This is a genomic window from Ensifer sp. Root142 (assembly GCF_001426785.1).
GTDB classification, from domain to species: Bacteria; Pseudomonadota; Alphaproteobacteria; order Rhizobiales; family Rhizobiaceae; genus Ensifer; species Ensifer canadensis.
This window is the reverse complement of sequence record NZ_LMFK01000034.1, coordinates 711,327-734,658: the sequence shown is the minus strand read 5'-3', so window position 1 is coordinate 734,658 and position 23,332 is coordinate 711,327. Positions and strand designations below refer to the sequence as shown.

Sequence of the window (23,332 nt, the reverse complement as noted above, 5' to 3'; positions counted from 1 at the left end):
CTTCGAGCCAAACCGGACGCTACGACGATCCCACTTCGCCGACCTGCTATAAGTAGCGTTCTTGCGTCTCTGGTCTTTGTAAATCACGGAGTCGCTGCTCGATTAGCGAAATCGTTCGGGCCAGGTCGCTTTCGTGTCTCCTGAGACCGTATACCGCCCTGTTCCATGGCAACGACAAGCTAGTATTCAAATCATCACCGGTGAGGCGGGTTATCTCGTGTCGTAAATGACGTAACTCTGCGTTTAACGCATGCAAATGGAGTGGGAGGTCCGCAGCGTCTAAGTTTGAAACAACTTCGTCGTTTCTGATGAAGCCGTCTGTTCGATCGCCATTGTGGCGGATCTCAAAGTCACGTGGAGCTGAATATATCAAGCTGGTCGATCCGCCTGTGCTCGCGGCAGAAGCAACCTGAATTGCGTTGTTTGCGCTAACCTCGGCAACCTCAACTTCGGAGACCAGAGCACCCGGCGCGGACATCTCCCGTAACAGATCATGCAGGCTTGACAGCCGCAAGGACCGTCCGCCCGATGCACCTCGGTACGCTTCCACTAATTCGGGCCTAGGGTAAACCGAATGATTTCCAGAGCGCACGAACCAGTCAGCCTTCTGCTCTCCTGTAACGAAGATCAGATCCTTCTTCGTCGTTCTCCCTAAGTGCAGTAGCGACATCCATATAATCACGTCCCCAATGCCCTGGTCATCCTTGCTGCTATCCTTGTAGCCAGGTGGCACCTTGTTCCTCAGCCCGTATTCGAGTTCGTCAATAATCTTATTTGGTGGCTCGCTGGGGGCGATCATTCGTTCCTTAGTGAACAGACCCGCATATAAATTGGTGACCGGGTCATTCCCGCGCCAATTCTTTATATGGGACGATAGCTTACGCAAGTTCGCGAGGTACTTCTTTGTCGCCGCATCGAGTTCTTCGCCTGCTGTCGCAAGCGCCTCGCGTTCGAGAAAACCCTCAAGGAGCAACGGCGTTACTTTAGCATCCGAGTTGCTCATCTTCGAAACACGGTCGTCGATGGCTTGCGCCATGTCGGCCAGTTTTCGGTCACGGTTCTTAATGAATTCCCGTGCAACTCGCTCCGGCAAAAATAGCCTCTCTTCGCGGGCAAATTTGGCATAAACGTCGGCTAGGGCCGACAGGTCACCTTTGCCTATAAGGTAAGGAAGCAGCAGCGCGTTGGTGTCGAGAGCCACTACGACTGTGTCTGCCTTCGGGTTGAGGTCCGCCGTCGGCTGGAAGACTAGGTGAGCTTCACTATAGACTCTCTCCAGCAGAAAGTGATCAACTCCTGCTGGAGGCTTAGGATCGGGATTCTTCCTCCCTGGTTCACTGCCTTTTGAGCTTGCTTTTGCAGGCAGGGCTTCTGGTTTCTGCTTTTCGAGCGACAATTCTTTCTCGTCCAATACATCCTCCAGGCCGATGTGCAGCGCGCGCCCGCGTAGCGGCTGCATCAACACAATTTAGACGATGTATACCCCTTTGTTCTTCCCGTCATCTGCAATCCCTAGGAGAAGCTTCTAGTGATCCATGGCTGCTTCTGCCGCTACGGGTATTTGCTCCGCGACCACGGCAGCCTTCGAGTTTCACCCCAAGGTGGATATCTAGCCTATTATTGCAAACGGCAGCTTACGGGAATCTTTACTGCACGCTGAACGACGGGCGCAATGCTGCCGTTCGCAGACTTATGCGTGGACCTCGCGTTAGGGGCGGAGAGAATCGTGCTCCCACGAGCCCTGCACGGCTTGTTGCTGTAATGTTCACTTTTTGGGCCAAGAAGATCGCATAATGTATCGACTGAAACTGCCGGCAATTTAGCCATCAGTTTTTCGGGGCGCGGCCGAACGCACAGGCGGCGGGCGAGGCGAACTTGGTTTAAATTCGACTAGCAAAGACTTGAGCTCGATTTCGCGCACTCGTCGAGCTGCCTCGTCGGGCGTCACGCTGACCTTTTTCCTTGAAGTCATCAGTCTGAGCAAACACTGGTATTTGATAGATATCCACAATGGCGGGGGCGACATCACCATTGTCTAGCTATTTCAGATAGGTGTATCTGCCTACTGGTTCTTCTAGCGCTTACCCCTTTTCTCCGGCTTCTTCCCAGACTTCGATTGCTGCGACCTCATGGGGCTTTTTCTTCTTAATCGGCCATCCCTTGGGGATCACACATCGCCGGCTGTCGCGAGACTTAATCACTAGCACCTGGACATCCGGGCCTTCGTCACAGAAGCGGAAGCACAATGCCCCATATTGTTGTCGGAAGGCCCCCGTAAACAGCTTGTCCGGTTTCGCCGCGAGTTTGTCGGTCTTGTCGCGCAATGGCTGAAAGAGCGGCATTGACTTGGCGAGCCTCCATGCACACCACGTCGAACCCTGCCCCGTAGGTCAGATGTTGGGTCAGCGTGTCAGCTTCCAGCCCTACCTGGTGAATTGGTTCGCCAAACTCGTGCAGGCAGTGAACTGAGTCCGGCAGGTGAGATGGGACGGATCGCTCAAGTCGAACCTTCCCATCATGGTCAATGATGCAGATCGCCACCGATTACACATGCTTTGGTTCGTTTTTGAGACGCACAGGGATCACTCACCGAGTCCTAGCCTGAAAACGTTCGTCACTTCATGGCGGCCGCGCAACACATGCTGGCCGACAGATCGCGCCAAGCATCCGGAACCGGCAGATCGCAGCACGATGTCGCTGACCAAAATGACCGCTTGGTCATCGTCGGTCATACACTCTTTGGCGACCTCCTCGAGACGTTGCGCAGTGTTCACGACATCCCCGACCAGCGTAAAGTTTATGCGCCCCGGAGCCCCGATGTTTCCCACCATCGCGGGGCCAGCATGTATGCCTATCCGGATTCTCACAGGCGGAAGGCCAAGTTCTCGTCGATTCCGATTGTCGGCGACAATCGCCACTGCGATAGCGTTCGCGGCGCGACAGGCTCGGGCGGAATGATCCAGTTGCAATTCAGGCGCTCCCCAAAACGCCATCAACGAGTCGCCGATGTATTTGTCTATGGTGCCTCCTTCCGCCTCCACGCATGCGGCGAGGAGCCGGAAATGGTCATTGAGGAACGCCGCCGCATCGGACGCCGCTAGCCGCTCGGCGAGGCTTGTGAAGTCGACGATGTCGGTAAACAGCACAGTGACTTCCCGCTCTACAAGGGCTGTCGCCTGTTCGCCCTGTGCCATGAGTTGCTTGACCAGGCGTCGAGGTACGTAGGTCTCGAACCAGTGCAAGGTCGCTATGAGCGCATTGTAGGCTCGGATCGCCTCGTCCAGTTCACGAAGATGGCTGCCGGCGAGGGGGCGGGCAGCCGTGAGATCGAGCGTGCGAATTGCGGACGTTGCGCGTGCCACGCGCAATATCGGTTTTCCGATCGCGTAGCCGACAATCCAGGCGCAAGTGACGGCAGCAAGCACAGCCGCGAGCCCCAGCCAGGCCGCTTGCTCAAGTCGGCGCACTTCGCCGCCAACTTCGTCGACCGGTAAATAGCGGCCGATCAGCCAAGGCTGATCGCTGTATCCGGGGATGTCGCGGTAGATAAAGACATAAGAGGTGTCATCGACCGTGACCATATGGCTTTTCGACGAACCTACGAAAGGAGCCGCGCTCTCCTCTGTCTCCGCGTTCCAAATCGACGCCAGCACCCGGTCCCCGATCTCGGTCACTTCCGGAAGGGGCTTGTCGCGCTTGAATAGCTGAGGGTTGTGCGCAAGTGCTGCATGGGCGAGGACATGATTGCGGCCGAGAAGAATAAATGCGCCGGCATCTGACCCCGCGGGCGATTCGGCGAGAAAGCGTGAAAGCTCTGCGACCGTGACCGTGGTCAACAAGATCCCGAGAAAAGAACGTTCATGCCACAACGGGGTGCGAACATTGACGAGAGGCTGCTTCAGCCGTTCGCTCCAGAGAAGCTCTCCCCAGACCGGGCGGCCTGCGCGCCGCGCCATCTCAAACGCATCGTCCAGGCCGGGCACGGTACGCATGTCGATCTTTCGCAAGACGACTTCGTCGCCATTGCGCTCGACGCGTAGCTGCGTCAGATCGGTGCGGATGACGGCGAGCGCAGCGATCTGCGGGAGGCCGGCGAGTGCCGCCCGAAGTTGGCTCATAGAGGCATCTTCGTCCTGCGGGTCGATTTCGCCGTCGAGGTAAAGTCTGGCCAAGAATTCGGACTGGTCGCGGGCTGGATCGAGGTGCAATCGGGTCCGTTCCACAATCGTGTCCATAATTCGCTCACTGCGGTCGCGGACGAGCGCGACTGTGTTCTGGCGGCCGCTTTCCAGGGCGAGGACCAGCGCTGCCGCGGTGACTGCGATGATGATGCCGAACGTTGCCGCCAATGCAACGTGTATGGGGATGCGGCGTAGACGCTTCGATGATGCCTTGTCGCCGCTGTTGGACCAAGCATTGTCGCCAGCCGCCGATCGAGTCTTCGGCAGGAGTTTCCAGGCCAACAATTTCGGACCGACAATAGACATCCGAAGATCAGCGAACTGCGGGCAAGAAGAACGGCGGGGTGTAGTCCGGGACGCCACCTCCCGTGAAATCGCTCGCTTGAGGGTTTGATGTTTCTAGCTTCAGTTTTCAGTAGTGAAGATGCAGCACGACCGGCGCTTGCTCCCCTTTCGGGATAACCACGAACAGATTGTCGAACGCACTTCGTTCAATCTTGATTTCCTCGGAATCTCCCAGCGCCGCGAGAATCTCTGGAATGGTGCTCCAATGCCCCACAACAAGCACTTTGTCCTTGCCGTGCTCTGAGCGAAGTAGTCGGACCAAGCCGCCACTGTCCTCATAGGAATGAACACGGATTTCGAGTCCAAGGGCCTTCGCCAGAGGCTCGGCTGTCTCGACCGTGCGCCTGGCTTGCGTGGCATAGACGACGGTGATGCCTGCATCTTTCAATCGCTCAGCTAGCGTCTTGGCCCGTTTTTGTCCGGACTCCGACAGTGGGGTTTCGTCGCGAATCTCATCGAGGTTCAGTGTTGACGGCGGATCAGTGTGCCGAACGATGTAGATCGCCTCCTGCGCGCCGACTGAATGGGGAAAAACAAGGCTGCAGGTAGCCAAACCGATTAGCAGTCGGAGGGCCTTAGCTTCCATGGCCGTGCTCCCTGGTCCGTTCTTTCAGGGGAAACGAGACGATACTACCATGCAACAGAGGTTGCAGACAGCCGAATCGGTATCTCTAGGTCAGGTCGGACGAAGGCGACTGGTCGTTGAGATGGCTTGCAAGCTGGATGAGGTTTGGTTTTGCGACTCCAGTGCGCCTTGGCAGAAAGGTGCGGTGGAAAACGTGAACAAGCGCATTCGCCGGTTCATGCCAGGCGATACGGATCTTGCAGCCGTATCGCAATGCACTGATCTCGAAATGCGACGATTATGATTTAGGCCGAGGCCCGCTTAGTGAAGATGTATTGTTTGCTTGCACGATGGCTAACGCGCGGTTGCAAATGCCAAAACCGAGGGCGCGATTGATTCATGCGCCCCCGAGACGGCCCCCGCCGGTCTTCGAAGCGAGATACATAATCGAGGCGACGATCTGTAGGACCAATCCAATGCCCCAGATAACCAAACCCATGTCTGTCATTAAGTTTACGCTCAGGAGCGCACCGATAATCATTAGGGCCCAGCCTAGTCCGATCTGAACACGCGCAGTTCTGAGGGACATTTGATCACTTCTCCTCAAGGCATCCGATGGCAACCACGCTTGCAATACCTCCGGCGATTGCGCCGATTAGTCCGACTAACTCTGGCCCTAATTTCGGCATTCCCATACCCGCGCCAAATCCAGTCAGATAGCCAAGGATCGCTCCGGTTAGCAGACCCAGACAGCACGCCCAAATTGGCCTGAATGGCAAAACGTCCTCCATCATACTTCACGGGAGAGTGTAGCGCAGCCGAAGTTAGATTTCATCGCAACTAAATTGAGTAGTTGTGCACGTATCATAGCCGAGCGGGTAACTTCGATGATGCTTGGCTGTTAGGGGCCGGTATTCCGCCGCAGCTGGAAACGTTGTAGACTGAGACGTTGGCATTGCGCCTCCACTGCGGAGGCCGCTTCAATGCACCGCCCCGTCGTTGAGGCCGGCTTCATCGATCCCCCGTTTCAACGCCGTCACTGGCCGGCGGATCAAGATCACATGTTCGTCGTCGTCTTCGTGCGGCCAAGGTGGTCTTGCCGTACCCGGCCTCGATCACGGTTCAGAAAAGTGGTGTCCCTGCAGTTGAAGATGAGAGACCACGAAGTGTAAGTGGCGTGCTCCAATAACGCCGACTCAATGGGCTCAATCGACTGCTTCCTCAGGGGAGCGGTGAGGGCATGTAAATGGCGAGGTTCTGAAAACCTCGTTGTCTGCGATCCCCCAATCAAACGGGGCTACTTGCCGGGCCTAGGCTTCCCGAGTCGCCGTTGGCCTTCGCGATGTTGATCCTCCGAGACGAGGCTTTAACGGGTCAAACCGCGCGCGAACTGGCTCTGACCGCGCTGCTGCCGGCGCTCGGTACGCTCATTCTTTGCTGATGCCGCGAAGCCGATTGGCTTCGTTGGCATGAGATGCGCGGCGACCTGGACATTTTCAATGCCAAACAGCGCTGCCACTCCGAACCGAAAATGCCACTCTCCTGATTTTGCGCGGCGGATTATTCCAATTGAACAGCGAAACACGGATCATATCTGCCTTTGCCAAGAGGATGGGCAGGGCAACCGCAGACCCCGCTAAAGGCGTCCGGCATTGTTGCGCTTTTTAAGGTTTTCAATTCTCTCCTAGCACCCAACGCTTCGACACATGATCGTGCCGCAGCGATGATTGCGCCGCCTGGCGTCATTCGCCGACGCCGACCACCGAAGGTCAGAGCCAAATTTGCACACAGAAACACAGGCTAAAGCCAGCCGGACATGCTAGGGCCTGTCCAAACAAGCCGAGCCACGCCATTCAAGGAAAAGGCGGCAAGCACCCGGATTGACATCATTTCCTGCGTTGATCGTGTACTTACTGAGAGCGGACGAGGCATCAATGTCCGCCGCCACCCCGATCGTGCCCGCCACTTCCACTATCATGTCCGCCGCCTCCTCCAGATTTTGCAATAGCGTTCGAAGTGAGACTCGTTGAAAGGAGAAGAATGACCGTCGGCGGAGTTACCGCCGCTAAACGGCCGCAGCTTTTAAGAAACTCTCGGCGACCATCCGAGTCCGCCGTACTTTTATCGTATCTTTCAGTTCTCTTCATTTCTCTCCCCCTCATAGAAATGAGGCGTCCAAAATAATTGAAGCATTCGAAAAGTATCGTTCCCAACGGTTTTATTATCTAGACCGGGCCGGGCTTTACAAAAATCGAAGATAAACATGGTTGAGAAAGTAATGCGTTTGTTTCTTTCTCACAATATATCAGACGATATAGATGCTGAAAAGAAGTGCCTTTCGCGCAGGGCTCTACCGCGTACGCTGCTACGCTTTTCACCCGTTATCGCTCCGTCCGCATGACTTTGAAATCCCCGTTGCATCATCGCGAATGCCAAGGTCGTTTTGCCAGAGCCCGGCGACCCACAGAGAAGAACCGCACCACTGCGGTTTGCGAGCAAGGCCCCATGAAGCGCGGTGCACGTTCCGAGGTTCTCTATGATTTCGTCGGTTAAATGGCCCTTCAACGCGGGCACAGCTTCTCCGGGATCAAAGACCAAAGCGTTTTTCCCGGGTCCGACGATCTCGACCAGAAGCGCAGGTAGTTTCTCGCGTAGTTTGCGCGCCGCAAGGCAGCTCGCGCCCTGTACAACCAGATCCGCTTCTTGGTCTCCGACAGACGCCGCCCGCGAGAGCGCGGAGGTAACCCTGAGCCTGGCACCGGACATCGTCACCGGGACGAAGTCTCATCGAGCGCACCACGAGATCGGTTGTTTGAACAGTCTCGCCGACCTCTTCATCATCGAATCTTGGCAGCATTAGGAGAAATACAGGCTCTGCCTGCAGAGAAGCGTCGACCTACCTCGGACGGGAATTTGCGGGCTATTGTCCCACATCATCCACCACTGCTGCGAGCACACGCGCATTCTCGCCAAATAGTAAAGATCGAATGTTCTCGGTTCGTGCTTCGTTGACGAGATCGCCGAGGCCGCGCGTTTCACTCTTCGCGACGCTACCGGATATGTCATGCAGTTGCACTACATTGATGCTTTGGGAAGGAGATATGTGATGGCTGCAAATGCACTCGTCCAGACGCGGATTGATGCTGATATTAAGGACCGCGCCACGGCCGTCCTACAGAACATGGGGTTGACCGTCTCGGATGCTGTTGGAATCCTTCTAACTCGGACGGCGAACGAAGGCTCACTACCGCTGGAAATGGTTGGTAGCAGTGACGCCCACGATGCCTGGTTCCGCGCCAAGGTGTTGCAGGCTCTCGAGGACACGCGACCCGATGTCGAGGATGCTGATGTTGAGGCTCGCTTCCGCGAGCGCCGGGCGACAGCTCTGCACAAGGCAGGGGCTGGCGATCGATGAGGCTTGTCTGGGCACCGCCGACGCTCTTGCTGATGTCGTCGGCAACCGTCGAGAAGTAACCGCTATATCCCGGCAGCTCGCGATCGAGGAGTGTATTGCGCTGATCTCGCAATCGATCGTCAATCGATGCCGACCGAGTGGGCGCGCTATTTCATTGATCGGCACCTTGCGTTCGACAAAATGGTGTGGGCGACGTCGCCGTGACACCGCAAAGGGTGCGCGGCTGCGCTCTTGGCTTGACGAGCCGGAATGATGGGCGAGGGATATTCGAGCGTCGCCTCGTGCCGACGCATCGAATATCCCAACGGCTGCCACCGTGCGCCAGTCTTTAAACTTCCATCGCTGCGCGCGCCATTCCCCAAACGAGTTATGCCGACCGAACCGCAGCCGCGGCTGCGGAAAACTTCAAAAGCCCGATGAAGAGGCGGTGAGCCGTCACTTTGCTGTTGCTCCTTTAGCTCGAAGCCTTCTACCGCACCGGTTCAACGAAGGGCATCCAAGTGGCCCAGCCAGAAAGGCATTCTGGATGTGGCCAAGGCACCGCATGGACCTCAGCCAGGCTTGCGACTGCACCCTCACGACGAAGCCCGTAACATCTTTCTGACCTTGCGCGAGAGTTCATCAAGGGTCGCCATAAGCCGGCTCATCTGTGAGATCGAGGCCGTCAGGTCTGGTCGATACCGGATGACGAGATACTCTCTGTTTGATGAGAGACACTGCTCTTCGTGTCCGCTCGCCAAGATCGAGCTGCAAGCCATTTACGGTGTCGCGATCGAGGCCCTTGGCAAGCAGGAGAGCATTCAGATGGAGCTCAATGGAATGGAGAGCGAGAAGGCGTCGCGGCGGGTGGCCGGACTTGGACACGCCCTCACCAAGCGTGACGGCCGCGTCTCGGTACTGCGTCGCCAAGGCCAGAATGTCTCGAACCTTTGCTGATTGATCAGGATAGGCCAGGTCCATTCAACTTGCCTCCAGGCTCGAGCGACAAGCCCGTGTCTCGCCGGCCCGTTCTTCCATGCGCATAAGATCCCTCAGCATGGTCCGCAGCTCTGGCCAGGGTGCCTCTTCGAGCTTCAAGCCCGGATCGTGTGTCACGATCAGGCAATGGAACTTCGCGGTGATTTCGATCAGGCAGGACGGCCTCGTGATCCACATGACACGGCCCAATATTCCGAGATGTCGCGCGAGCTCNCCTCACCAAGCGTGACGGCCGCGTCTCGGTACTGCGTCGCCAAGGCCAGAATGTCTCGAACCTTTGCTGATTGATCAGGATAGGCCAGGTCCATTCARCTTGCCTCCAGGCTCGAGCGACAAGCCCGTGTCTCGCCGGCCCGTTCTTCCATGCGCATAAGATCCCTCAGCATGGTCCGCAGCTCTGGCCAGGGTGCCTCTTCGAGCTTYAAGCCCGGATCGTGTGTCACGATCAGGCAATGGAACTTCGCGGTGATTTCGATCAGGCAGGACGGCCTCGTGATCCACATGACACGGCCCAATATTCCGAGATGTCGCGCGAGCTCYTGTTCCAGGGTAACAGCGTCGCTGTAGCCCAGGTGCTTGTCGGCCTTTTTCCATTGTTTCCGGCGCTGACGAAGTTCAGTCCTTGCCCGAGACAGTTGGTCGGTATCCACCTGGTAAGCCAGGCGATTGAGCTCGGCGAAAGAGTGCACCACCACCGGCTGGTCGCTTCCAACAATCTGCAGTTCGGCAACCGGAAAACCGCCGGCCTGCTCCAGCACGATTGAGCTCGGCGAAAGAGTGCACCACCACCGGCTGGTCGCTTCCAACAATCTGCAGTTCGGCAACCGGAAAACCGCCGGCCTGCTCCAGCATTTCTGTTTCTAGCTTTTGTCTGAAGCGCGTCGCCCCCAACAGTTGCTTATGACGGGCATACCATCGTGGCCACATTTCGCGGACAGGCGTTGGACCGCTTACTCTGCGCGGGCCGTTCGGATCGGCAATACGGGCGCTCAGAAAGCGCGCCGCGACGGGCAGAAGGTTTCGGCGGTCGATCACGTGCGGCAGCTTTTCGATCGCGCCGTTCTCAAAATTTTCTTCTCTACGGGTGATTGCAGGCAAAGTTCTGCTATTCTCAGAATCAGCCATGATCCGAGCTCNACGGCAGCTTTTCGATCGCGCCGTTCTCAAAATTTTCTTCTCTACGGGTGATTGCAGGCAAAGTTCTGCTATTCTCAGAATCAGCCATGATCCGAGCTCCAGCTAGCTAGGTTGTGGTTAGGCTGGATAGCGTGCGCGAACACGCAATCCAGCCGTATTGCAATACAACGATAAACGTCCCCGTTTAATTCGTCAATAAACGGGCCCGTTTTATGGCGGCTGGTGTTTGTTTCGACAAAACAGGCGGAACAGGAATTTTATGGGACGACCGCCGCTAAACGTCAAAGAAACAAAAATCCGCCTCTCGCCGGCAACGAAAGAGCGGATTAAGGCCTTGGTTGGAAATTACGGCATTGCGGCCTTCGTCCGTGAAGCTATCGAGAATGAACTGGCGCGGCGGGAAGGTGGTCCGTCGACGTCTGAGAGGGCTTGCGGACCGTCCGAAATGGAATGAGAGCCCGTTCAGAGTATACCGGCGACATTAGATGATCCGCACGGGGCCACCAGGTCCTGGGCTCCTCTCTCAGCCAAACGGTTCACGATCTGCAAGCGTGAAGGATTTAGGCGGCCCGCCGTCCGGTCTGGCAGTCGGAGATCGAAAGTCGGACAGGCGACGGTTTCTCGACGGAAGTTGTCGTCCGCTCGCCACATCGATTTGCGGAACCGATCGTAGCGTTTCCGCCTGACGAGAGAAAGCGCATCGCCGGGGCCGTCGTAAGCATGCGCCCTGCATCGTCTCAATGATGATCCAGCGGCCGCCAGAGACGGGTATCATCGATACGGAGGTTTCGGTGGTCAGGTCGGGCAAGTGAGGGCAGGGCGCTTTTCAATTGGAGCGGCTTGCCGGGCCTAGGCTTCCCGGATCCCGGCCGTTTGCCGTCGCGATGCTGATCCTCCGAGACGAGGCTTTTTAACCGGTCAAACCGCGCGCGAACGGGCTCTGTCAGCTGCGCTGCCGGCGCCTGGTACGCTCATTCTTGCTGGTTGCTCGAAGCCGACTAGCTTTTTCGGCCAGATATGCGCGGGGAGCGCCACCACTCGAACCCAAAGTGCCGCTCTCGTGATTTAGCGCGGCGGATTGGTCCCATTGAGCAGCGTCGCCCGGATCATGTCAGCAGCTCGCGCATCGCACGATCTCTGCGAAGCATCCAGGCGGACTCGCACGCATTGATGTAGTCGTGACGTTCTTCACAACAGGGCTCTCTGGTCGCTGAGACATATCAGTCTGCCACATCCTGTTCAGCATGCCGCCGCAAAGCCGACGGGTTGGTAACGATTATGGAGCGATAACCGGTTTCAATCCAACCGGCCTCGACGAAACGTTGGATGGCGCTGTTGACTTGCTTGCGGGATGTGTTCGTCAAGATACCGAGATTTTCCTGGGAAACGGAAATAGGAGCATCTGTCGACCAGGACATGCGATGCAGAACTGACGCAATTCTTGAACTGACACTCTTCTTCTGCAGATCATGTACGATTCTAAGTAGTTTATCCGCCGCCAAGATCGAAATGACGCCGAAAGCCCGAATGTTGTTTGGATCAGATGCGGCCATCTGTTCCATCGTCTCCAGCGGGACGTGCATCACCCAGGTTTCGCTCCGCGCGAACAGCTCGATCCGTCTTGGCTTGCCGGTCATGAAGCTGTCTTCGCCGGTCCATCCGCCGGGTACGGCGATGTGGATCAGGCGCGGCGTTGAGTCGAGAGGCGCGGTGTCCACGGTCACAGTCCCTGAAACAAGACCATAAATGCCCCCGGCCGGGTCGCCCGGACGGAATATGACCTGACCTGCGTCAAATTTCAGAAGTAGCGCATTTTGCAGCAAGCGTACCCTGAAGGCTTCAGGCATTTGAGCCAGCCACCCAGCCTCGCACATGATGCGTTCCGCATGCGCCCGTGACATACGCGCCATTTTCTTCTCCAGATTGTGCGGTTCGACACAATGTGCCGTTCAAAAGCTCTGTATCAACTTTATGGCGAGAAGAAAGAGGCCGCGACGATCAGGGGTAAGCCGGCTTCTCTACGTGTTTACGGCTGATGCCTGCCCACATCCCCATCGAATTGTTCGGCCACGCGTGTGTGGTCGTCTCGAGATCGCATATCCAGGAGCTCTTGCATGCTATCGAAGATCTATCAATTGGCCTTGTGCTCGGTCATCGCACTTGCCGGCCAAGGCATAGAACCAGCCGCGGCAGAAACCGCCGCAAAGCCAGAGATTACAGATCCACATTTCCAGTTGGCTTCGGGCTATCTCAAGCAAAAGGATCTGCCTGATAGCCTTGTGCTGCTTGGCCCGCCGCCGGCCGACGGTACTGCGACGCTTGCGCGTGACGAAGAGTTGAGAGCCGCAACCATACCGCTGCGCGGTACGCCGCGCTGGGATCTGGCGCGCGCAGACGCTGATCTGCAATTCCCGCAGCCGGCGAAAAACTTCTCCTGCGCAATGGGCGTCGATATTAATAAAGACAAGACCCCTCACCTATATCGCTTGATGCAGAAGGTCCTGACTGATGCAGGCCTATCGACGTATGGCGTGAAGAACACCCACAATCGCACTCGTCCTTTCGTGGTCCATAACGAAGGCACCTGCTATCCCGATCAGGAGCCGCTGCTGCGAACCGACGGCTCGTATCCTTCAGGCCATACGGCGGCTGGCTGGGCCTGGGCGCTGGTGTTGAGCGAAATCAGCCCGGAACGCGCCGACGTCCTGATGAAACGCGGCATAGAATTCGGCCAGAGCCGCGTAATTTGTGATGCACATTGGCAGAGCGACGTCGATGCAGGACGCATTATGGGTGCGGCGACGGTCGCAAAACTGCATAACAATGCAGAGTTCCTCTCGGATGTCGCGGCGGCACGCGAAGAATTGAAGACTGCGGGGGCGGCCGAGGCATCAAGCTGCGTAGCGGAAGAAGCTGCTCTGTCGGCACGATAACGTTCTCGGGCTTCTGCACAATTTTCAAGTATTCCACGAGCCGGTTGATCTAGCGTCCGGCTCTGCCCTCAGCAAACAACCGCGACACGGTGGTCCCCTATGCGAGCGAGAAAGCGCCTCCTGCCTCCTCCTGGCTGCAGCGTTTGGAAACCCTCTTCTGCGGGCGGGCTACGCTCACCGGAGAAAGGCGTGCTCTGTGACCGCTACATGTGCGCCGACAATACGGGTGTTTCGCGCCGGTTGACGCAAAAGCACCTTGGTAAGAAGGCTGCAATCAAACGGTTTTCACAAGGTGATTTCGACCAAGCGGAGTTCACTTTTGCCAATGGCATCTTCCGCGACGTCAAAGAGCGGCTATGCCGAGAAGACAGATACTTCGATGCGGACGGCAAGCGAAGTGCCACAATCACCAGGACGTACGCGCGTCTCCTATTTCGCCGGTGAACATTCCCTCGCCGGCGGACGTCCGAATTTTCGGAGGATGCAGCAAAGTGCGCGGCGGGGATCTGGAAAGCCAACCGACAGAAAATCCCAAAGCTAGGGATTTAAGTAACCTATTGCATTATCGAGGAGATTTTATGCCGTATTTGCCTGTAATCTGCGTTGTCGCCGCGTCTGTGGCGACGCTTGGGAGTGCGAACGCACAGACCCCCTCCACCACCGCAACCCCCGTCGGCGTCGAGAATTTCGTCCGGGCCGAGTCCGACTTGTACATAGGCAAGACGGTGAAGGACGGCGGCTTCGGCCAGTTCGTCCATAGCCGCGAACCGGTCTCCATCGACAACCAGAACGTCATCCGCATGAATCGGGACACGCTCTATTCGGAGGCGGTGTTCGATCTCGACGCCGGCCCGGTCACGGTCACGCTACCCGATGCGGGCAAGCGCTTCATGTCGATGCAGGTAGTCAGCGAGGACCACTATGTGCCGTCGGTCTTCTACGGCGCCGGCAGCTATACGCTGACGAAGGAGAATGTCGGCACGCGTTACGTGTTTGTCGCGATTCGCACGCTGGTCGATCCTGCCGATCCGAAGGACGTAGACCAGGTTCATGAGCTTCAGGACGCGATCAAGGTCAGCCTGGCAGGCGCCGGAAATTTCGAGGTGCCGAACTGGGATCAAGCAAGCCAGACGAAGATGCGCGAAGCCCTGCTCGTGCTCGGTTCGACGATCCCCGACTACAACAACGCCTTCGGCACAAAGGAAGCCGTCGATCCGATCCGGCACCTGATCGGCACCGCGACCGGCTGGGGCGGAAATCCCGCCAAAGATGCGACCTACCTCAGCGGGGACGCGCCCAAGAACGATGGAGCTACCGTCTATACGCTCAAGGTTGGAGACGTTCCGGTCGATAGTTTCTGGTCGGTCAGCGTCTACAACGCCGAGGGCTACTTCGAGAAGAACCCATACAACGCCTATTCGCTGAACAACCTAACGGCAAAGAAGAGCGACGATGGCTCGATCACCATCCAGTTCGGCGGCTGCGATGGCAACATCGTCAACTGCCTGCCGACCGTGCCTGGCTGGAATTATACGGTGAGGCTCTATCAGCCGCGTGCCGCGATATTGAGCGGCGAATGGAGTTTCCCGCAGCCACAGCCCTTGCCGTAAGACGGCTCATGCGGGCGGGCGGATCGGTTTTCGCCCGCACGCGTATCCGGAGTGCCATTCGCTGCGCGGCTTTTTCTGAAACGGAAGCCGTTATCGAGGGGAAAATGAAGTTTTTTTCAGTATGCTCAATTGCATTCGCATCGGTTTTGACGCTTTCGCTTTCGGCGAAAGCTGCGGATAAGCAGTTCCTGCCATTCCAACCCGAAGCCGGCAGCGAGACCTCGTCTGGCTGGCAGTTCAATGCCAGCCCGTATTTCTGGGCTGCTGGCATCGACGGCACCGTCGGGCAGTTTGGCCATCCGCCGGCGAGCTTGAAGTCCGACTTCGGCGATATATTCAAGGATCTGGATTTCGCATTTATGGGCGTGGCAGAGGGTAGATATGACCGTTTCAGCGTTTTCAGCGACGTAATCTACACAAAGCTCTCTGTAAGTGGCCACAGCCCCGCCAGGGTTTTGACGAACAAGATCGGTGTGACGTCCGAGACGTTTTCGGGTCTGGTTGGAGGCGGCTACAGCCTGCTGACGAATGGCCGGGACCATCTGGACGTGATTGCCGGGGCGCGCCTCTGGTACGCGAGCACCAAGGTAACTTTCAGCGGCGGCGTCCTAGATGGCATAAGCCGCGAAGACAGCGCTACCTGGCTCGACGCCGTCGCAGGTTTCCGTGGAACGTATTTCCTCACGGATCAATTCTACCTCACGGGTTGGGGGAATGTCGGCGCCGGGCAAGCCGATCTTGATTGGGATGTCGCAGGTGCCATCGGCTACCAAATCAAGGATAGCATTTCGGCAGTGGCTGGATATCGCGCGATGGGTGTCGATTACAGCTCCGGCGGCTTTGACTATGACGTTGTGCAGAAAGGCCCGATGCTGGGGTTGGTTTTCCATTTCTAGTCGCAACGCAACGACGTCTGCGTGCGAGAACGCATGTCGGTCATCCGGTCGGGATGATGGAACCCGTCGCTCTGGCGGCATCAACGCCAAAGACAACGCAGGTCGACATACTTTTGCCGACGACGCATCAGCCGTCCGGGGATCCGGCAACCTTGTTCAAAGGCGAGCGCAATCAGGAACTCTCCTTCGCGGAAGTCGCGGTCTCGATCCCGTCGGAACGCGACGCCGGAACTGTGCAAGGCCGAAACGCCTGCCAGCCAACCCCGCCACGGATTTCGCTGGTTCGCGGTCGTCAGTGGAACGGTCTCGGTGCTGTGGCGGGCCGCAGATTCAATGACACGACCTTGACCAAGCAAAAGGGCTGAGTCTGGCCTGCGGCAGAACTGATGGCTTCATACCATCATTTGATGTCGAGCGGGCTCTCGGCAAGGAAATCGGGAGTACGACAGCCTATGCCTCATGCGTCGAAAAACAAAACGTCAAAAGACGTGGAACAAGCAGCGCCCGCGCGCGCAGATGCTACTAACCGTGGCGATATTTATGCGGACGATCCGCAATCCTCTCAAGCTACAGGTTCCGAAGCCGACCAGACGCCCTGGGATTTCCTCGCGTCGCATGGCGGACCTTTCTACGAGCTTCAACGTCGGTTGAAGCTGCTGCACGCACACGCGCTCAACGCGGGTCGCCGTGCGGTGTTTTTCATCGCGATTGCTTGGGCAATTCCGTTCTTTTTGGCTTTGCCCGGTAGCCTGTCAGTTAGCGATGCAGGAGCTTATCTCCGAGATCTCGGCGTTTGGGCCACTTTTTTCGTCGCTATCGGGACGTTCGTTCTTGCCGAGCGACAGGTCGAAGACGGTCTACGCACCAAGCTCCAGCATTTCCTTAGAGCACCGATCATTGCGCCCGTCTCGATGCAGAGCGCCGCGGAGGCGGTCCTTGTGGCGCTCAAACAGCGCGATTCCGGATTGGCCGAGATCATATGCGTGGCGTTGGCGGTCGTTGGCGGACTGTTCTACTGCGCACTTCTCCATCATGCTCCGTTGACGTCCTGGGCCGTCGAGCTTGCGCCGAACGGTAGTGCCATTAGCTTGGCGGGCTGGTGGTGCGTGGCGGTAAGCGTGCCTCTTTTCTGGTTCCTGATGCTGCGTGGGCTGTGGCGTCACTTCGTCTGGTCGCAATTGCTTAGGAAGCTGGCGAGGCTGGAACTGAAGCTGGTCGCAACACATCCCGACGGACAGGGCGGGCTCGCCTTCATCTCCGAATATCCCAATGCCTATATGATGTATATTTTCGGTGTCAGCGCACCTGTGGCGGTAACCCTCGGCAGGCATTTCGATATGGAAACCCTCAATGCGGCCAGCCTTACCGCTACCATGGCCGTATGGCTGGTGCTGGTGCTTGCATTGTTTGCCTACTCACTTTCTGCTTTCTGGAAACCCCTTGCCGACCTGAAGGCCGCCACGATTCTCGCGCTCTCCATGCAAGCTACCCATTATCAGCGGCTTGCCGAACGCAAGGTTCTTGGCCGTAATGTGGCTGCCCACTGCGATGAGAGATCGGAGAGAAAGGAAGACATCGCCGATCCCTCCAAGCACCACGAGTCGGCGAAAAAGCTTTCGACAGTGCTTCTTAGCCGTAAGGCGGTTTTACCGGTCGGTGCGGCGGCACTCCTGCCATTCGCCATCGAGGGAGCGACCCGGTTGCCCCTGAAGGATGTTCTTTCGATCCTGAAAAAAATGCTGTTGCTCTAGGTTTTGGTGAGGATCGAACGTTTATGGGCATGAACGCTTGCGAAGGTTGCCCTGCGCACTCACCTCGTTAACTTGATGCAGTTTGTGACGATCTCTTCGACCCAGTGTCTTCTCACCGTCACGACAGCAGCCGATTCATCGCGCCGAACTCGTCATGTTCGACCCCGATGAAATTCAGGGCACGGTCAGCCATGTCACTGCCTGCTCGCTGAGACGTTGTGGGCCCTTTCGGGACCGCTTGATCACGATGAAAATTGGACGCTGATGCCGTGCTGCCGTTGTGCCGCGGGCTCCAGCAAATGCATCGCTGGTTTCTCGAACATGTCCTTGTCGAATCCGAGCGGGTCGCTATAGCCAGTCCAGGGTTGGATGCAGAGAAACGGCGCATCGGTCTTGGCCCAGAGAGCCAGATGCGAGAAGTTTTGCCAGGAAAGTTCGATGGATGATCCATCGGGCGAAACATAGGAGGCCGATGTGCAATCCAGATCGAGCAGGCACAGGGCCCCAGCATAAAAAAGCTCTTCGGTGAGCGCCAGGCGACCGTCTGCTAGGGGGACCTCGTAACGAGCGGGGTCCATCAAGCCGGCCGAGGTCAGCCTAGAACCAGACACCTTTTCCCTCGTGGGCAGGGCCAGGCTGTAGCCGTCTTTGTCACCCTGCGCGAAGGGCCACCGGAAACCCGGGTGGAACCCGATTGCGTATGGTAGTGCATCTTCTCCCGTGTTGATCACGTCGAACGTGATCTGAAGACCTCCAGCCGCCAGGAAATAAGTGACCTTCAGAACGAAGCGGAATGGATAGGATCGCAGGCTCTCGTCATTCTCCGCCCTCACGAGGACGACCTGGTCAGACGCCCGTTTCTCGATTGTAAACTTTGCCTGTCTGGCGAAACCGTGCGGCGGCATGGGATATGGCTTCCCGGCAATCCGAACGACCCCATCGTTCACGCGACCGATGACAGGGAAAAGGATCGGGCTCGTGCCGCTCCAGGAGGCCGCGTCTGCCTCCCACAATAGCTCATGCCCGCCGAGACGTAAGGACAGCAGTTCCGCGCCGAGGAGCGCGATTTCCGCCCGCATGGCGCCAGAAGTGATTGTAACGGTGTCATCCATTGATCCGACTCCTCAAGACGCCGCGTGTTGAAAGATTGCCTGTGCGCCCTTGATGGCCATGTCCCGGCCGGCAGAGACGAGCCTGGCGCCGAAGGCTTCGACAACCACCTCGTAGACATCGACCAGATGGTCATCACCGACGACCGCGATCGGGTCGCCGGGGGAAAACCAGTTCTGCTCGCGCGCTTCCCTGAATTCCCAGCCGACGACCAGTCCCCAGAGGCGGCTGCGCATGTCCTGCTGCTCCAGCTCCCCGGCAAGCCAGGCAGTGCGCAATGAAAACAGACGGGTCAGCAGTCCGCCGGCCCTGCCGCTGTCGTCCATCGCGAGCTTCACGCCATCAAGAAATGCCTGCCCGGTCGCGCTCGCCTCTCCCTTTGCCGCTTTCATCAAAAAGGAATGGTGGGCGACCGTGTTGAACACCTCACTCGTGACGAAGGTGCGGAACCGATGAATTTGGCCGCCGCGCAGCTCCGCCCATTTGGTATGTGTGCCGGGCAGGACGACGACGATGTCGCGCTCCAGTCCAAAACCAACCAGCTGCGTCTCCTCGCCTCGCATGACGTCAGAATGGGGATGGGCCGTGCGGTCGGTCAGGCCGGGCAGCAGGGTGAGTGTGTCGCCATGCGGCAGTTCGATCGTCCGTGCGGCCGCAGCCAGGTCCGCGGCGCTGGCCGGTGTCGGCACATAGGGCATCTCGATCCATCCGTTGCGACTACCGATCATTCCCGACGCGATGATCGACAGTCCGCCGAACCGCGCGCGCCAATCTGCCAGCTCACCGGACAGAACCTTTTGATGCTCGCCATTCGGGACCGATTGAATTCCCAAATCGCCCGTCTTCACCCCGCGAACGTCGCCGCTCTCGTCGAGCAGCGCGGCGGAAAATCCCGTCGTGCCCCAATCGAGGACGACCGTATGCCGGTATGTCCGATCGCTCACAGCAAACTCCTTCCTACTTCATTGCCGATTGACACCGCTTAACATTTCCGCATAAGGTCCACAATGCAAATTATAAGTCTCACAATATGGACCAAAAGATGCGACTGAGTGGAATATTGCCGGTACTGCCCACACCCTTCGCCGACGATGGCGTCGATCTCGATGCGATGCGTCGGCTTGTACGATTTGCCTTGGAAGGGGGTGTCGACGGCGTCGTCTTTCCGGGCTTCGCAAGCGAGGTCGAGGCGCTGAGTGCAGAGGAGCGGGCAGCCCTCCTGGCAGCCGTGGTGGCTGAGGTCGCCGGCCGGATCCCCGTCGTCGCCGGCGCAAGCGGGGGCACCGTTGCGGAGGTCGTCGCCCATGCGCACCAGGCGGCGGCCCTCGGCATCGATTTGCTGATGATCCAGCCGCCGAAGTCGATTGGCGCGGGTGCCGAGGCCGTCGCGGCATTTCTCGGCGCGGTCGCAGCCCAGGTGCCGAACGCTGAGATCATCCTTCAGAATGCCCCGGCGCCACGCGGATCCGACCTCTCGCCGGAAGCCGTCGTTCATGTCGTCCGCTCGGTTCCGTCGGTGCGTTACGTGAAGGAAGAGACGCTGCCGGCGGGTCCGGCAATCACGGCCATCCTCGCCGAGGCGCCGGAGCACCTGCGCGGGGTCATCGGCGGGGGCGGTGCCCGCTACATTCTCGACGAATACGAGCGAGGTGCCTGTGCGGCCATGCCGGCTCTGGAAATCGCGGACCTGCATGTGTCGCTCGATCGCGCTTTCCGCGACGGCCGGAAAAGCGAAGCCCGTGCCCTCTATATCCGTTCGCTGCCGCTTCTTGTTCTGCAGGCCGTCTACCGTATGCGGCTGACCAAGCATATCCTGATGCTGCGTGGTGTCGTGGACAACCGCATCGTGCGCGCGCCGACCCCTGAAATCGACGCACTTGCCCTTCGAGATATCGACGCATCCTATGCGGAATGTGGGCTGGGACGTCCCGGCGAGGGAGAAAACGCATGATCGATCGGGTCAAGTCTGTCGAAACCTTCACGCTGACCATTCCGCGCGACCGCCCGTACCTTGGAAAGGCGCGCAGCGGAGAGGAGCCGAGCGCACGTGGCTATCTCGTGCGCAAGGGCAACAGGACGGTGTATCCCGTCTTCGATCGCAGCGTCCTGGTGCGCATCGAAACCGTGAATGGCGCAGTCGGCTGGGGGGAAACCTACGGGCTCGTCGCCCCGAAGGCGACGATGGAGATTATCGACGATCTCCTGGCAGACTTCACGATCGGCCGGGATGTCTTCGACGCTGCCGCAATTCACGATGACCTCTATGACCTCATGCGGGTGCGCGGTTATACCGGCGGCTTCTACCTGGATGCGCTGGCGGCCGTTGACATCGCGCTTTGGGATCTGGCGGGCAAGCTGGCGCAACTGCCGCTCTGCAAACTGCTCGGCGGCCAGCGCCGCGAGCGCATCGACGCCTATGTGTCCGGATTGCCGGAAGACACGCGCGAAAAGCGCGCCGAGCTGGCGCTTCATTGGCGCGAGAAGGGGTTTTCGTCCTTCAAGTTTGCAGCACCGGTGGCCGACGACGGCGTCGCCCGCGAAATTGAGACATTGAGAGCGCGGCTGGGGCCATCAGCGCGTATCGCCTGCGACATGCACTGGACGCATACGGCCAGCGAGGCGATCGCGCTGATCAGGGCAATGGAACCTCATGGCCTCTGGTTTGCTGAGGCGCCGGTTCGCACGGAGGACATCGATGGTCTGGCGCGCGTGGCAAATGCCGTCGCAAGCGCCATCGCTGTCGGCGAGGAATGGCGAACGGTCCATGACATGGTGCCGAGAGTCGCTGTCCGGGGGATGGCAATTGTCCAGCCCGAGATGGGGCACAAGGGTGTGACCGAGTTCATGCGCATCGGACAATACGCCCAGGCCCATCACATCAAGGTTATTCCGCATGCGACCATCGGCGCCGGCATCTTCCTGGCGGCAAGCCTTCAGGCGAGTGCTGCGCTTGCAATGGTGGATTGTCACGAATTTCAGCATTCGATCTTCGAGCCCAATCGTCGGCTGCTCGAAACGGACATGGATTGCGTGGCGGGACAATACGTTCTGCCGACGGGAGCCGGCCTCGGGGTGGAGCTCTCACGAGAGGCTTTGTCGCTTCTGAAGAAGCAGTGAACGAACAACGGAGGAGTGGAGGAATGATGAAGAGGATCAAGAACCGGATCGCCGCGGCGACCATCGCAGGCCTGCTGGCCGGATCTGCGCTGCCCCAGACGGCCGGCGCTGAAACGCTCAAGTTTGTCTCCTGGCAGAAAGACGAACGGGGCATCGGGGACTGGTGGGGCACAGTCATCAAGGAATGGGAGGCGAAGCATCCGGGTGACACCATCGAATGGACGAAGGTGGAGCGAAATGCCTATGCCGATACAATGACAACCCTGTTTGCCGGCGGAACGCCGCCGGACATCGTCCATCTCGCCTCGTTCGAGTTCCAGACCTTCGCGAACAACGGCTGGCTGGAGGATCTCGGCCCCTGGATCGAGAAGGCCGGACTCGATCTGAACGGCTGGAGCGGGCAGAACACCTGCCAGTTCCAGGGCACGACCGTCTGCGTCATGATGCTCTATTACGGCGTTATCTTCGGATACAATGAAGACATGCTAAAGGAAGCGGGCGTGGCGGTACCGAAGAACTACGAAGAGTTCCTCGCCGCTGCACGCGCCACCACCAAGGACCTCAACGGCGACGGTATTCTCGACCAGTTCGGAACCGGCCACGAGACGAGAGGCGGCAGCGGCCAGTACCTGGCGGAAATGGCGAGCTACCTCTTCGATACTGGCGCACGTTTCACTGATGCCGAAGGCAACGTCACGATCGACACGCCCGAGATGGTCGAAGGCCTCAAGCGCTGGAAGACGGTCGTGACGGAAAACCTGACACCGCGCGACCTTTCCGCCGGCGAGGTGCGCAAACTCTTCGCGGACGGCAAGATAGCCCTCAAGATCGACGGCCCCTGGATCTATCAGATCATGCAGGACGGGACAGCGAAGGATAAACTGAAGCTCGCCAGTGTGCCCTTCGATCCGCCTCTCGGCGGCTCCTCGAACGTCCTGGCGATGCCGAGCGAAATCCCGGACGAGAAGAAGCAGCTGGTCTGGGACTTCATAGCCATAGCGACGTCGCACAAATTCCAGGGGAGTTTCGCGACGATGGCCGCCTCGACGCCGCCGGATCCGAATGCTGATCTGACAGAGGCGAAAGCCAAGCTGCCACACTTCGAACTCATGCTTGAATCGCAGCGGGCGGCTGCCAAGAACCGGATCGATCGCATTCCTGTGGGCCTCGAGGTCCAGTTCAACGAGTTTTCGAAGATGGTCCAGGAAGAGGCGCAGCGGATGATCATCGAGGATCTCGATCCGGCTGTCGTTGCGAAGACGATGCAGGAAAAGGCCGAAGCGCTCAACTAGCG

The 23,332-nt window shown here is 58.3% G+C and carries 15 protein-coding genes and 4 pseudogenes; 10 read left to right on the top strand and 9 right to left on the bottom strand.

Translation table 11 applies throughout. The features are described 5' to 3' along the window. Positions 1–46 precede the first annotated feature (46 nt). The 4 genes and pseudogenes from ASD52_RS28155 to ASD52_RS28140 all read right to left on the bottom strand — a co-directional run bounded on the left by ASD52_RS28155 (position 47) and on the right by ASD52_RS28140 (position 5,112). A complete protein-coding gene (locus ASD52_RS28155) occupies positions 47–1,411 on the bottom strand; it encodes a PIN domain-containing protein (protein WP_156613052.1) in 1,365 nt (454 codons plus the stop codon). Positions 1,412–1,819: 408 nt separating this feature from the next. Next, positions 1,820–2,342 (bottom strand): annotated as a pseudogene (locus ASD52_RS28150) (NUDIX hydrolase). A gap of 240 nt (positions 2,343–2,582) precedes the next feature. Further along, complete coding sequence (locus ASD52_RS28145; protein WP_057205206.1) at positions 2,583–4,487, bottom strand: adenylate/guanylate cyclase domain-containing protein; 1,905 nt, start codon at positions 4,485–4,487, stop codon at positions 2,583–2,585. Positions 4,488–4,593: 106 nt separating this feature from the next. After that, on the bottom strand, positions 4,594–5,112 hold the full coding sequence (locus ASD52_RS28140; protein ID WP_057205203.1) for a histidine phosphatase family protein: 519 nt from the start codon (positions 5,110–5,112) through the stop codon (positions 4,594–4,596). 145 nt (positions 5,113–5,257) lie between these two features. Here ASD52_RS28140 and ASD52_RS38890 point away from each other — a divergent pair. Both ASD52_RS38890 and ASD52_RS28120 read left to right on the top strand, forming a co-directional pair. Further along, positions 5,258–5,365 (top strand): annotated as a pseudogene (locus ASD52_RS38890) (IS30 family transposase); the annotation flags it as partial. 2,832 nt (positions 5,366–8,197) lie between these two features. Further along, on the top strand, positions 8,198–8,506 hold the full coding sequence (locus ASD52_RS28120) for a type II toxin-antitoxin system RelB/DinJ family antitoxin (protein ID WP_057205573.1): 309 nt from the start codon (positions 8,198–8,200) through the stop codon (positions 8,504–8,506). Positions 8,507–8,520: 14 nt separating this feature from the next. Here ASD52_RS28120 and ASD52_RS40400 read toward each other — a convergent pair. The 3 genes and pseudogenes from ASD52_RS40400 to ASD52_RS28100 form a co-directional block, all read right to left on the bottom strand. Continuing rightward, positions 8,521–8,773 (bottom strand): annotated as a pseudogene (locus tag ASD52_RS40400) (hypothetical protein); the annotation flags it as partial. A 354-nt stretch (positions 8,774–9,127) separates the two neighbouring features. After that, positions 9,128–9,466, bottom strand: a complete 339-nt coding sequence (locus ASD52_RS37905) for a hypothetical protein (protein ID WP_244497527.1) — start codon at positions 9,464–9,466, stop codon at positions 9,128–9,130. Between the two features lie 2,375 nt (positions 9,467–11,841). Beyond that, positions 11,842–12,531, bottom strand: a complete 690-nt coding sequence (locus ASD52_RS28100; RefSeq protein WP_057206664.1) for a Crp/Fnr family transcriptional regulator — start codon at positions 12,529–12,531, stop codon at positions 11,842–11,844. A 204-nt stretch (positions 12,532–12,735) separates the two neighbouring features. Here ASD52_RS28100 and ASD52_RS28095 point away from each other — a divergent pair, with 204 nt between their 5' ends. The 5 genes and pseudogenes from ASD52_RS28095 to ASD52_RS28070 all read left to right on the top strand — a co-directional run bounded on the left by ASD52_RS28095 (position 12,736) and on the right by ASD52_RS28070 (position 17,811). Continuing rightward, positions 12,736–13,554 (top strand): phosphatase PAP2 family protein, encoded by an 819-nt coding sequence (locus ASD52_RS28095; protein ID WP_057226259.1) that lies wholly within the window; start codon positions 12,736–12,738, stop codon positions 13,552–13,554. Between the two features lie 578 nt (positions 13,555–14,132). Then, the gene (locus tag ASD52_RS28085; RefSeq protein ID WP_057226256.1) at positions 14,133–15,164 is read left to right on the top strand and encodes a DUF1254 domain-containing protein; all 1,032 of its coding nucleotides are present in this window, start codon (positions 14,133–14,135) and stop codon (positions 15,162–15,164) included. After that, positions 15,131–16,060 carry a hypothetical protein gene (locus tag ASD52_RS28080; protein ID WP_156613050.1) on the top strand — a complete coding sequence of 310 codons (930 nt, stop codon included), beginning with the start codon at positions 15,131–15,133 and terminating at the stop codon, positions 16,058–16,060. The genes ASD52_RS28085 and ASD52_RS28080 overlap by 34 nt, the downstream gene beginning before the upstream one ends. A gap of 53 nt (positions 16,061–16,113) precedes the next feature. Continuing rightward, a pseudogene (locus ASD52_RS40395) lies at positions 16,114–16,349 on the top strand (esterase); the annotation flags it as partial. 97 nt (positions 16,350–16,446) lie between these two features. Then, positions 16,447–17,811, top strand: coding sequence for a hypothetical protein (locus tag ASD52_RS28070; RefSeq protein ID WP_156613049.1), 1,365 nt, complete (start codon positions 16,447–16,449; stop codon positions 17,809–17,811). A 242-nt stretch (positions 17,812–18,053) separates the two neighbouring features. On the opposite strand, the gene ASD52_RS28065 is transcribed toward ASD52_RS28070, so the two are convergent. Together ASD52_RS28065 and ASD52_RS28060 are read right to left on the bottom strand one after the other, a co-directional pair. Next, positions 18,054–18,923, bottom strand: coding sequence for an aldose 1-epimerase family protein (locus ASD52_RS28065; RefSeq protein WP_057226248.1), 870 nt, complete (start codon positions 18,921–18,923; stop codon positions 18,054–18,056). 12 nt (positions 18,924–18,935) lie between these two features. After that, positions 18,936–19,865 carry a 2-dehydro-3-deoxygalactonokinase gene (locus ASD52_RS28060; RefSeq protein WP_057226246.1) on the bottom strand — a complete coding sequence of 310 codons (930 nt, stop codon included), beginning with the start codon at positions 19,863–19,865 and terminating at the stop codon, positions 18,936–18,938. Positions 19,866–19,951: 86 nt separating this feature from the next. Here ASD52_RS28060 and ASD52_RS28055 point away from each other — a divergent pair, with 86 nt between their 5' ends. The 3 genes from ASD52_RS28055 to ASD52_RS28045 are packed head-to-tail and all read left to right on the top strand — an operon-like array spanning position 19,952 to position 23,330. Further along, positions 19,952–20,872, top strand: coding sequence for a dihydrodipicolinate synthase family protein (locus ASD52_RS28055; protein ID WP_057226244.1), 921 nt, complete (start codon positions 19,952–19,954; stop codon positions 20,870–20,872). Then, the gene (locus tag ASD52_RS28050) at positions 20,869–22,038 is read left to right on the top strand and encodes a mandelate racemase/muconate lactonizing enzyme family protein (RefSeq protein WP_057226242.1); all 1,170 of its coding nucleotides are present in this window, start codon (positions 20,869–20,871) and stop codon (positions 22,036–22,038) included. Before ASD52_RS28055 ends, ASD52_RS28050 begins: the two co-directional genes overlap by 4 nt. Before the next feature lie 26 nt (positions 22,039–22,064). Next, positions 22,065–23,330, top strand: coding sequence for a sugar ABC transporter substrate-binding protein (locus ASD52_RS28045; RefSeq protein WP_057226348.1), 1,266 nt, complete (start codon positions 22,065–22,067; stop codon positions 23,328–23,330). The last annotated feature ends 2 nt before the right edge of the window (positions 23,331–23,332 follow it).